Source organism: Tepidimonas sp. (assembly GCF_029335975.1).
In the GTDB taxonomy this organism is placed as follows: Bacteria; Pseudomonadota; Gammaproteobacteria; order Burkholderiales; family Burkholderiaceae_C; genus Tepidimonas.
On sequence record NZ_JARJMT020000028.1, the window covers coordinates 1 to 12112 of the forward strand.

At 64.6% G+C, this 12112-nt stretch carries 9 protein-coding genes; 2 read left to right on the top strand and 7 right to left on the bottom strand.

Annotated elements, in window-relative coordinates:
- The 4 genes from msrP to P3W97_RS01440 all read right to left on the bottom strand — a co-directional run.
- A partial coding sequence (msrP, locus tag P3W97_RS01425; RefSeq protein ID WP_300843187.1) for a protein-methionine-sulfoxide reductase catalytic subunit MsrP occupies window positions 1-660 on the bottom strand: 660 nt, incomplete at its 3' end.
- Between the two features lie 18 nt (window positions 661-678).
- On the bottom strand, window positions 679-2043 hold the full coding sequence (ccsB, locus tag P3W97_RS01430) for a c-type cytochrome biogenesis protein CcsB (protein ID WP_300843188.1): 1365 nt from the start codon (window positions 2041-2043) through the stop codon (window positions 679-681).
- Window positions 2043-4184: a cytochrome c biogenesis protein ResB gene (locus P3W97_RS01435; protein WP_300843189.1), complete on the bottom strand. Its 2142-nt coding sequence runs from the start codon at window positions 4182-4184 to the stop codon at window positions 2043-2045. Before P3W97_RS01435 ends, ccsB begins: the two co-directional genes overlap by 1 nt.
- Window positions 4185-4369: 185 nt before the next feature.
- A complete protein-coding gene (locus P3W97_RS01440; protein ID WP_300843190.1) occupies window positions 4370-4984 on the bottom strand; it encodes a c-type cytochrome in 615 nt (204 codons plus the stop codon).
- A 104-nt stretch (window positions 4985-5088) separates the two neighbouring features.
- Here P3W97_RS01440 and yihA point away from each other — a divergent pair, with 104 nt between their 5' ends.
- Window positions 5089-5754 (top strand): ribosome biogenesis GTP-binding protein YihA/YsxC, encoded by a 666-nt coding sequence (yihA, locus tag P3W97_RS01445; RefSeq protein ID WP_300843191.1) that lies wholly within the window; start codon window positions 5089-5091, stop codon window positions 5752-5754.
- 5 nt (window positions 5755-5759) lie between these two features.
- On the opposite strand, the gene P3W97_RS01450 is transcribed toward yihA, so the two are convergent.
- Entirely contained in the window at window positions 5760-6638 is an 879-nt protein-coding gene (locus P3W97_RS01450) for a lysophospholipid acyltransferase family protein (protein ID WP_300843192.1), read from the bottom strand.
- Window positions 6639-6808: 170 nt separating this feature from the next.
- On the opposite strand from P3W97_RS01450, the gene metK reads away from it, so the two are divergent.
- Window positions 6809-7993 carry a methionine adenosyltransferase gene (gene metK / locus P3W97_RS01455; RefSeq protein ID WP_300843193.1) on the top strand — a complete coding sequence of 395 codons (1185 nt, stop codon included), beginning with the start codon at window positions 6809-6811 and terminating at the stop codon, window positions 7991-7993.
- A gap of 1 nt (window position 7994) precedes the next feature.
- Here metK and P3W97_RS01460 read toward each other — a convergent pair whose 3' ends face one another.
- Window positions 7995-10082, bottom strand: coding sequence for a S8 family peptidase (locus P3W97_RS01460; RefSeq protein ID WP_300843194.1), 2088 nt, complete (start codon window positions 10080-10082; stop codon window positions 7995-7997).
- A gap of 134 nt (window positions 10083-10216) precedes the next feature.
- Complete coding sequence (locus tag P3W97_RS01465; RefSeq protein ID WP_300843195.1) at window positions 10217-11317, bottom strand: glycosyltransferase; 1101 nt, start codon at window positions 11315-11317, stop codon at window positions 10217-10219.
- Between the last annotated feature and the right edge of the window lie 795 nt (window positions 11318-12112).

Genomic DNA, 12112 nt, shown 5'->3' on the forward strand with positions numbered 1-12112 from the left:
CTGCGGTGGCAGTACCTCGCCATACAGACCGAAGGCCAGCAGCGTCAGCGGATGGCGCGCCTCGTCCATCCGCAGCCCCTCCACATAAGGCCACAACAGCACGCTGGAGCGCAGGCCGGGCATCGTCTCGCGATCGGCCAGACTGTGAAATTCGACGAACTTGGCGCTGCCCAGCGGCCGTGCGTGCTCGATCAGCGCCGACAGCGAATAACCGATCCACGGAATCACCATCGACCAGCCCTCCACGCAACGCAGGCGGTAGAGGCGCTCCTCCATCGGCGCGAGCTTGAGCAGCTCGTCCAAATCCAGCGTCAGCGGCCGCGCCACCAGCCCGTCCACCTGCAGTGTCCACGGCCGCAGCCGCATGCGGTGCGACAGCCGGGCGGGATCCTCCTTGTCAGTGCCGAATTCGTAGAAATTGTTGTAGCCAGTGACCAGCCCGTACGGCGTCGGTGCCTCGGGCGTGTGGGCGCCGGGGATGGCGCTGGGCTGCGCGGCCAACGCCGGTCGCTGCCCAGGCCGACTGGCTGCGGTGGATGCCGCCGCCGATGCGGGATGCGCCACCGTCGAGACCGCCGCCAGCGCACCCAAACGCCGCAGCCAGGCGCGGCGATTCTCGAAGAGCGTTCGCGGTGTGATCTCACTGGGCTTTGGCTGCACGGCCCCCCCTTTGCCGAATCAGAGCGCCCCGTAGCTGTGCAGACCGCTCAGGAACATATTGACGCCCAGGAAGGCAAAAGTCGTGATGCCCAGGCCCGCCAGCGCCCACCATGCCGCGACCGTGCCGCGCAGGCCCTTCATGAGGCGCATGTGCAGCCATGCCGCGTAGTTCAGCCAGACGATCAGCGCCCAGGTCTCTTTCGGGTCCCAGCTCCAATAGCCGCCCCAAGCCTCGGCGGCCCACAGCGCGCCCAGCACCGTGGCGATGGTGAAAAAGGCAAAGCCCACCGCGATGGCCTTGTACATCACATCGTCGAGCACCTGCAGGCTCGGCAGCCGCTCGGCAATGCGCCGCCGCGCGGCAAGGATGCCGCCGACGATCAGCGCCGACACACCAAAATAGACGAACCAGTAGCTGCCGCTCTGGGACGCGGCATCCTGCCGAAACACCAGCGGCTCGAAGCACAGCACCATGCCCAGCAGCCACAACGGAACCAGCCGCACCCAGCTCGTCTGGCCCGCGCTTTGCTTGATCAGATAGGCAAACGCCAACATCGCCGCGATGGCAAAAGTGCCATAGCCGATGAAGTTGGCCGGCACATGCAGCTTCATCCACCAGCTCTGCAGCGCCGGCACCAGCGGCTGGATCTGATGCGCCTCGCGCACCACCGTGTACCACAACAAAAAGCCCACCGCCGCGCTGACGATCAGCATCGCAAACGCCCCCATGCGGCGCGTTTGGTAGCGATCCTCGTAGTACAGATAGTACGCCGCTGTCAGCCAAGCAAACAGCACGAACACCTCGTACAGATTGCTGACCGGGATATGGCCGATGCCCGGGCCGATCTGGTGGCTTTCATACCAGCGCACCATTGTGCCGACCAGGGCCAGCGTCACCGCCACCCAGGCGATGCGCGAGCCCAGCCGCTCGGCCGTCTCGCCGCCGCGCGGCGCCAGCAGCCCGATCCAGTAAAACACCGTGCTCATGAAGAACAGCACGCTCATCCATAGGATCGCCGACTGGCTGGACAGAAAATACTTCAGCCCAAACACCTGCTCGGCGCGCGCCAGGTCCGCACCGGCGTCGCTTTGATACAGCCCGATGGCCAGCAGCGACAACACCGCCACCGCCACGGTGAGCGGCTGCACCGGGCGCCAAAACCAGGCCAGCGCCACCAAACTCGGCACCGCTGCGACCAAAATGGCCCGCTCGTAGCCGTCCATCGCATGGCCCCACTGCCACAGTGCAACGCCAGCGCCCATCACGGCCAGCAGCGCATACAGCCAGTCCCACGCCGTGCGGCGGGCCAGCCAGCCGCGTGCGCCGCCGCCCGGTGCGCTGTACTTGTCGAGTTTGAGATCGATGGTTTGGGAAGCAGACATCATGTCGAACCCTTGGACGCGGGGGGATACAACAGGCCACGCAGGCCGTCGAACTCGCGGTCGTTGTCGAGGATCTTGCGATTGCTCGACAACGCCATGGTGGCGCGGGCGCCTTCGCCGGATGGAGCCAGCCACACCCACAGGCGCCGCTCGCGCACATAGAGCATGGCAAAAACCCCGATGATCAGCAACAGACACCCCAAATACACAATAGTTTTACCCGGCGCGCGCGCGACCTGGAAAACGCTGGCCTGCACATGCTCGAAGTCCTGGAGCTGGAAAGTCAGCGGCGCGGGGTAGAAAAAGGCGTCGGACAGGCTCATCACGGCTTGTGTCATGAACGCCGTCGTGGCGTCGCTGCGCGGCGCGGCAGACAAGCCGGCCTGCTGCCGGCTGAGTTGATACAACTCGAACAGCGTGCCATTGAGAACGCGCAGCAGCACTTCGCCGGCGCGCTCGCGCTCGGCCTCGGGAATGTTAAGCTCCATGAAAGCCGACAGCGCCTGCAGCCCACCCAGCCGAGGCATACCGTGGCGAGGCAGGCGCTCGATTTCGGGATCCTCGCCGGCAAAGAGGTCGATCGCGCGCTGGGCCGAGCCCGCAAGCGCCTGAACCACGGCAGGCGGCTGCTCGGCTGCCGCCATCGCCACATAGCGCTGCACCGCTTGGCGCCGCAGCTGCGGATCGGCCAGCGCCGCGCGCAGCCGCACGAAGCCGTCCAGACCGTCGTTTTCGTCCACCGGCACGCGCAGATAGCGGAACGGCTCCTGCGGCGTATCGCGCACCCCCAGCAGGATCACCCGCTGGCCATCGAGGTCGATCGGCAGCATGTAGTTGTGGAATTCGCGCGCCTGACCAGCCTCATCGCGCAGCTTGTAGGTGATGCTGGGGCCGACGTTGCGCAAGGTGCGCTCGGTGGCCGTCTTGTGGCCAGACCCCAGGCGCGACTCGATGGCCTGACGCAAATCGACCTTGCGCACATCCGCGCCCGCGGCGCTCGCTCCCGCCAGATTTTCCACGTTGACGACGCGCAGCCCCGTCAGCTCCAGCCGCAGCCGTTCGTTGCCGTTGGTCAGCACCGTCGCCTCGCCAATGCGGCCCTGCACCTCGAACGGCTTGACGCTCGCGCCCATGGGCACGGCGCGCAGCTTGACCAGCGATCCGCCGTCGTCAAAGCTGGACTGATAGATCTGGACGCCCCGGTGCTCGACGGGATGATTGACCTCCACCCGCGCCGGGCGCGCCTCGCCCGTGTAGCGGTCGTGGATCACGATCTCGCTGGCAAACAGCCGTGGCATGCCGGTGTCGTAGTACTCGACGATGAATTTCTTGAGCTCCACATCGAACGGCAGCTCCTGCAGGATCACCCCTTGGGGCTGTGGCAGCAGGGCGACGCCCGCGCGTGTACCCTCGGTGACCAGCAGATTGCCGCGGAATGTGGGATTGGCGTCGCTCAAGCGATGTTTGTCGGACACATCGGCGATCAGCCCCCCGCCCGCAAACGCCTCCTTGCCGCCAAACCAGAGTTGGGCGCGCACCATCAGGTCCCCGTCGAGCAGGCCGCCGATGCAGATGATGACGATGGCCGCATGTGCGGCCAGATAACCCAGCTTGTTGGCCGCCCCCGCTTTGGCTGCCACCATCCAGCCGGTGCCGCTGGACGTCTCGCGCGACTGCAAGCGCACCTTCCAGCCGCGCGCCAGCAGCCCTTGGCCAATGCGCTGCGCCGCCGCGCCCGGGTCCTCGGCCAGGGTCGCCTCGGCCTTGTGGTGAAAGGCCTGCAGGCTCTGCTCGCGCACATGCTCTTTGAACTGGCGCAGGTCGGTCAGGATCTTAGGCGTGTTGCGCACGATGCACAGCGTCGTGCTCACCACCAAAAACGCCAAAATCAGCAAAAACCACCAGGCGCTGTAGACCGCATAGAGACCCAGCGCCCCGAACACCTCGGACCAAAACGGCCCGAACTGGTTAACATAGTTATTAATCGGCTCGAGCTGCTTGAGCACCGTGCCCACCACCGAGGCGATGCTGATGACCGTCAGCAGCGCGATGGCAAAACGCATCGACGACAGCAACTCGACCGCCGACGCGACACGGCGGGAGGGGAGTCGCAGCTCGATACCGGCGGTAGAGACACTCATACGGACGCGGGGCGCAAAAAAGGCAGGCCAGATGGAGGCCCGCCTCGACTGTGAATCGAACTCGCGCGAAAAGGTTCCGCGCAGGGGCCTGCTGTCATACCCCAATCTTATCGAATGCGGATATCGTCTGCAGCAAGCCGGCTATTTTGATCGGCGCTCGCCCGCGCTGGCGAGCCGCGCGCCGCTTAGCGCAACCCGGCAATGTAGTCGGCCAACGCCGCGATTTCGTCGTCCGTCAGATAGCGGGCAATCTCGTGCATCTGCTTGTTGTTGGCGCGCTCGTTGGAGCGAAACGCCTTGAGCTGCGTAGCCGTATATTCGGCATGCTGGCCGCTGAGCCGCGGGTACTCGGCCGGGATGCCACTGCCGCTCGGGCCGTGGCAGCCGGCGCAGGCCGGGATGCGGCGGTCGGTCAGACCCCCGCGGTAAATTCGCTCGCCCAAGCGCACCTGCTCGACGCTGGTGGCAAAACCGGTGCTGCCTTTTTGGCTGGCCAGCCAGTACGCGATGTCGCGCATGTCGTCGTCGGAGAGCTGGCTCGCAAAGCCCACCATCACCGCATTGGCCCGCTTGCCCGACTTGTACTCGCTTAGCTGCTTGATCAGATATTCCGGGTGCTGCTGCGCCAGCTTGGGGTTGACCGCGGTCGTCGAATTGCCATCGGCCGCATGACAGGCCACACACACCTGAGCGTACAGTGCCGCGCCGCGCTTGAGGTCGGGCTGGGCGGTCTGTGCTTGGGCGGACCAGGACAGGGTGGCGGCCAGGGCGGCGCCGATGAGCGTGACGATGGGTTTCATGGCGTGGTCGCTGTGAGGGCGCGGTGAGACGCGCGCCGGGATCCGGCCCGGCGCATTGGAACATCGCCTCAGATTCTACAATGCCTCAGAAAAGCGCCCAACGTATGACCGTCCCTGCCCCCACCGATCCCGCCGCAGCCCAGGTGCGGGCCTGGCTGCACACCGCCCGCTTTCTGACCGAAGCGCCGCAACTCCAGCACCTGCCCCCCCTGGCTGCGCCCGAGTTCGCCTTCGTTGGCCGCTCCAACGCTGGCAAATCCACCTGCATCAACACCCTCGCACAGCAACGGCAACTGGCTTTCGCCTCCAAGATGCCCGGCCGCACGCAAAGCATCGTGCTGTTTGCCCTGGGCAAGCAAGGGGCCACCGACGCGGTGCTGGCGGACCTGCCTGGTTACGGCTACGCCGCCGTGCCGCAGGCGGCCAAGCGGCGCTGGCAGCAGGTCATGGCCAACTACCTGCTCAGCCGCCCCAATCTGCGCGCGGTGGTCATGCTGTGCGACGCACGGCTGGGCCTGACCGAGCTGGACGAGGCGCTGCTGGACACCATCCGCCCGCGTGTAGAGCAGGGGTTGGATTTTCTGGTGCTGCTGACCAAGGCGGACAAGCTCTCGCGGCAGGAGCAGACCAAGGCGCTGTCGATTGCGCGACTGCAAACCGCCGGCGGCGATGCGATGTTGTTTTCCGCCCTCAAGCGCCAGGGCGTCGACGAGCTGGCCCTGCGACTGTGGAACTGGGCAGACCCCACAGACGGGGCCTCGCCCGCCTGATCCCCTCACCCCAGCGCGCGGGGTGACTTGTAGCGTGCATAGCCCCACAGATACTGCTCGGGGCAGCGGCGAATCAGCCGCTCCATGGCCCGGTTGATTTGCGCAGCCGCCTCGACCGGATCGGGGGCCAGGGGTTCGTCCATCACCTGTGCCCAGGGCTGCACATGCACCACATAGCCGCGCCCCCAGGGCAGCCGCTGCCCCCAGGCCAACAGCACCTGCACCCCGGGCTGCTGCGCCAGCCGCGCCGCCAGCGTCATGGTGTACGCCGGCCGGCCAAAGAACGGTGCCCACACCCCCAAGCCCTGCGGTGGCACCTGGTCGGGCAGCAGGCCCACCGCCTCGCCGCGGCGCAGGGCCTGCATCAGTTGCCGCACCCCGGCCAATGTCGTCGGTGCCGCCGCCATGCCCGGGCGCTGCCGCGCCTGGCGCAGCAGCGCATCCAGCGCGGGGCGGCGCGCGGGCCGGTACAACACGGTGATGGGCGCGCCATGCCCCACCCCAGGCGAGCCAAACCGCTCGGCATAGGCGCGCGGTGTGACCTCGAAGCAGCCCAAATGCGGCGTCAAAAACAACACACCGCGCCGCTGCGCCAGTGCCGCCTCGATGTGCGCCGCCCCCTCCCAGCCGACCCGCACCGGCGGGCCAAACCACAGGCGCGGCAACTCGAACACCTGCTGCCCAGCAGCCCCGACCGACGCCCAGCGCGCCCAGCCATGCACCCCGCCCAAGCGGGTGTGCTCGCGCCAACGGCGCCGATAAATCGGCGAGGCCAGCCACACCATCCAGCCCGCGCACCAGCCCAGCGCGTGCAGCGCCGGCAACGGCCAGCGCGCCAGCAGCCAAACCACGACCCTCAATCCATCCCCCATCAGGCGCCTCATGGGCGTGTCCCGGGGCCCGGCGCTGCCCCAGGGGACTGCACGTACAATCGGGCCATCGCCGAGTTACCGAACTACTTGCGGGCGATTCACAAATGCCGCTAAAGCGTTCGCCATCACCCTGTGCGGGGCCGGCGCAACGCCGGCGTCTTTCCAGTCAGGAGTGTATAACCATGGCGAACGACTTCCTCTTTACCTCCGAGTCCGTCTCCGAGGGCCATCCCGACAAGGTGGCCGATCAGATTTCGGACGCGATCCTCGATGCGATCCTCGAGCAGGACCCGCGCAGCCGCGTCGCTGCCGAGACGCTGTGCAACACGGGCCTGGTGGTGCTGGCCGGCGAGATCACCACCAACGCGCATGTGGACTACATTCAGGTCGCGCGCGACACCATCCAGCGTATCGGCTACGACAACACCGAATACGGCATCGACTACAAGGGCTGCGCGGTGCTGGTCGCTTACGACAAGCAAAGCAACGACATCGCCCAAGGCGTAGACCATGCCAGCGACGACTATCTCAACACCGGCGCGGGCGACCAGGGGTTGATGTTTGGCTACGCCTGTGACGAAACCCCGGAACTCATGCCCGCTCCCATCTACTATGCGCACCGCATCGTGGAGCGTCAGGCCCAGCTGCGCAAGGACGGCCGGCTGCCCTTCCTGCGCCCAGACGCCAAGAGCCAGATCACCATGCGCTATGTCGATGGCCGCCCGCACAGCATCGACACCGTGGTGTTGTCCAGCCAGCACAGCCCCGAGATGAGCGACGGCAAGCACATGAAGCCCGCCTTCATCGAGGCCTGCATCGAAGAGATCATCAAGCCCGTGCTGCCACCGGAGTGGCTGCGCGAGACGCGCTATCTCATCAACCCCACCGGGCGCTTCGTCATCGGTGGCCCGCAGGGCGACTGCGGCCTGACCGGGCGCAAAATCATCGTCGACACCTACGGCGGGGCCTGCCCGCACGGCGGCGGCGCCTTCAGCGGCAAAGACCCGACCAAGGTCGACCGCTCGGCCGCTTACGCCGCGCGCTATGTCGCCAAAAACATCGTCGCCGCCGGGCTGGCGCGCCAGTGCCAGATCCAGCTCAGCTATGCCATCGGCATGGCCCGCCCGATCAACGTCACCGTCTACACCGAGGGCACCGGCGTGATTGCAGACGAGCAAATCGCCAAAATCGTCGGCGAAGTGTTCGACCTGCGACCCAAAGGCATCATCCAGATGCTCGATTTGCTGCGCCCCATCTACGGCAAAACCGCCGCCTATGGCCACTTCGGCCGCGACGAGCCCGAGTTCAGCTGGGAGCGCACCGACAAGGTGCAGGTGCTCAGGGATTTGGCCGGGGTACGGGGTTAAATCAGAAAGGGCGTTGATAGCGAATCAACCATTCGCCGCCGCCCCCTTGCGCAGACAGAGCAGCCGCGGCCGAGAAAGTCGCCCCTTTGCCCAATGGCACCCACCACAGCGCCTCGAGGCGCAGTGGGGGCTGTGCAGCCCCATTGCGTAACGGCAGGGTCAGCGTCGCAAAGCGCGGCTGCCCGGTCGCCCAATTCACATCGATCGGCAGGTTGAGCACCGCCTGCCCCTGCTGCAAGGATAACGGCCGACTCACTGCCAATGCCAGGCGATCACCCGCTGTGCCTACATCCTTGCCTTGCCATCCCAGGGCCACGCTTTGCAGCACCATCTGCACGTCGCCCTGCCACGCAGGCAGGTCTTGCTTTGCGCGGGTCTCACTCCAGGCTACCATCCAGTCGCCCACCGCCGTTTGCCGGGACAGCGTCATGCCCCACTGGTCGGCACGCCCCCAACCTTCCGACCACCATCGACGGTCCGACACCGTAGCGTGCGCCGCCAGACGCCACTGCTCACCACGGTAACTCAGCGACAACTGTCGATCGGTCTGTGCCCCACCCAGAGGGGCACGGCCGGAAATCTGGGCCAACGACCAGACCCAGCGCCCCGCACGGTACCGCCCTTCCAGCCCGATTGCGCCAGGGTCCTGGATCAGTCCACCATACGCCACCTGAGCCCACCCAGGTAGGTACCGGGCCACGGATGTCGCGTCGCTCGCGGCCGACAGCGGTTGACCCTGCCAAAATGCCCAAGACCATGCCTCCGCCCCATCGCGCCATCCGCCCTGCCAACGCGAACGGCCCAGCGCATCCACCTGCCAAGCCCCGGCAACCTGCAGCCCATGGGCAGGGCTGGCCACAGCAGCGGGCATCGGCCCCAGCGGTAGGCTCAGGCCCACCCGGCTGTGGGTGGACACCACCAAACGCCCCAGGGGGACCGCAAAGTGGCGGCGATAGCGATCGAACACCATCACGGGCACATCCTGGGCCCGCAAGGCCCGCGCCAGTGCTTCGTCGGTCGCCAGCACGGCAGAGTCCCATCCCCCACCTGCCCGAGGCAGCACAGTGTCACCCACCGGCTTGAGGGCGGCTTCCAAGTCCAACAAGCCTCGGCCAAATACCTCATCGGGGCCAGGCGCACCCAAATCGCGTGCCGTATCCAGCAGAATACCCGAGACTTCAGATGCCTTCAGGTAGGGCCACAGCCCCCACACTGTCGCCGCCGCACCTGCGACCACCGGGGTCGCGAAGCTAGTCCCACTGGCATAGACCAACCCGTAGGCCGATGGCGGCACCAACCCTGGTGGCACTGTGGTCAGTAAATCGACACCCGGCGCCACCAAGTAGTGATCGCGCAGCGCGCCAGCGCGGTTGCTCCACGTCGGCATGGTCCCCGTGGCGTCTACCGCTCCAACCGCAATCACGTGTCCACCCGCCTGCGGGGCGAATGCCGCCGGCCAGTCAGGTTCCGGCATGCCGTCGTTGCCCGCTGCGGCGATCAACAGGGCCCCTTGCCGACGAACAGTGTCCACGACATCGGCCAATGCTGCCGAGGGCGCTGCCGCCGCCAGGCTGAGGTTCACGATACGGGGGACCGCCCGCCCGCTGGGACCGTCCACGGGGGGCTCGAACGCAGCGCGCACCGCACGGCTGACCACCCTGGGGTCTGTGCCATCCGTCGTGATCGCCGACAGCACCCGGATCGGCAGGATCGACGATTGCGGCGCCACCCCGATCATGGACGGCCACTGGTCAGATCCTCGCGCCGCTATCAAACCAGCGACCGCCGTGCCGTGGCCATCCAGGTCGATCCGCCCATCCCCCGCATAGGCAGGCACGGTATCAGCGGTCATGTCCAACCCAGGTAGCACGGCCCCCACCAACAGAGGGTGGCTGCCCACACCGCTGTCCACTACCGCCACCACCACGTCCTGCCCTTGTGCGTTCACTGCATGGGCATAACGGTAACCCATCGAATCCAGCGCAGCATTGGCGTCATAGGACGGCCCTGAGGGTAACGCAGCCGGCGCGGGCGGGTATGGAATGGCTGTCCCGACGTTGGTATAGCCCGTGGCGGGTTCGGGTGCCACCACCGGTGGATAAGCATAGCCATCATCCGGTTGCGTGAGGAGATTGCTGCCACTGGCGCCGCATGCGGCAAGCAGCACCAGCAGGGGGCTGCACAAGACTGCCCGCGCCAAGCGTCTTATCGTGAAACGTCTTGTCACGTTTTATTCCCTACGCGCCGACGCAACCAGCTCGGCGTACGAAAGCGCACCAATCGTGCGTACAGCCACACATAGAGCAGCACAAAGCCAACAACACTGCCCAACAAGTAATTTTCGTCCCGCCAGAATAGCACAGCAGGGAGGATGCTCAGCGACGCCATCCCCCACAGGTAGGGTGACGTCGCAGAGTTGCGCGCCGTCATGCCGTTGAGCGCGCTCTTGCCCGCTGCCCAACGTACCAGCCGTCGGTAGACCAGCATGTGCAAATGCAAGGCGTCTGGAACACCGGGCGACATCCCACGCAGAAATCTTTTACGGTAAATGGAAAACAAAGTCTCCGTAATTGGATAGGCGCAAACCAGAAAACAAAACCAGGGTGACAAGTTCGGGTGCCGAACCACCAGCAAAACCGCCACCTCCGCCAGAACAAAGCCTACCAAGTACGCGCCGCCGTCACCCAGAAAGATCAAGCCGCGCGGATAATTCCACACAAAAAAACCGGCCAGCGCCCCAATCATCGCCAAGCACAGTTGGACAAGGAATACATCGCCTAGCGCCCAGGCCACGTAGCCAAAAGCCAAAAACATCAGCATCGCCGTTGCAGCCGCCAATCCATTGAAGCCGTCGATAATATTGACCGCATTGGCCACCCCAGAGACAGCAAGTAACGTAACGCCCCTCGCCAGCATCGGCGACGACGCCAACACAGCATCAATACCGAAAATACCCAGCCTTGGCAATAGCGCCCCCAACAGCCATATCCCCAAAGACGCCGACAACATGGTACCCAGTAGACGCGCCGTCACCCCCACACGCTTAGTCAAATCCTCGGCCAGCCCAGCACCAAAAGCAGGCAAGGCGGCCAATAACAGTGACATCGCTTCAATACCGACGAGACCACGCCAAACACTCCAGCCAAGCGCAAAAGCCAACCCGGCAATGATGCCGATGCCACCAATACGAGGAACGGACCCCTGGTGAAATTTTTGCGCCCCTAGCAACGAATCTTCACTCAAATGTCCATGCCAGTGCTTGTAACGAATCAGCAACATCACTACGACAAGTGATATCACCCATGCGACAACCAATGTCTGCATTACTTCCCCCAAGTAGAGCGGTTTCCCGATAGATTATTAGACCAGCCCAAGCTTGCAACCATAGTTAGCAATACAAAAAAGAAAACCGATAACGATAAATCGCCCCTACATTCGGAGAAGAATAAACATAAAACAAAACACCCAACAATGCAATGACAAGCAGCACGACGATTCCTACCAAGTTAGGGTGGCGAAAAACCACAACAGCCCAATCAAGAGTCCATATGTTAACGTCATCTCCAAACCACTCAGCAGACGTTTAACCCCACCACCAGGAGATGAGGCTCTATCAAACCAGTGCACAGGAAACGGAGACAACACCCCAATCTGCAAAGCCCGGGGCAGATAGACAATGGCTTCTCTGTAGTTGATCAAAAGACGGTCATGATCGATGTTCGCCTCTCCCACTAGATGATGCTTAATGAAATAGTGTCTATAACAGAACAATGAAGCGGCTGCCCTACCAACCCCTGGGAGCGACACCTCTGGCTTCCAGGTCGGCCACACAGGTAGGTGCTGGTGCTGGTGCACTGAGGTTTTCGGCTAGGCTAAGGGCTCCCAACATCCCCACCAGCACCACAGTCGAGCGGACAATCGGCCGCCAGCGCCGGGTCCAGCTGGCCACGACTATAGCACCCGTTGTCAGTAGCCCTGCAGCCATGACCAACAGCTGCGCTTGATAAGGCCTAGGCCACCAGGCTAGCCATATACCGCCAGCCGCAGTCAAGACAGCAGTCCAGTAGGGTGATTCTTTTCCGCCTTGCGGGGCCAATGCGACCACCCACGCCCATGCAA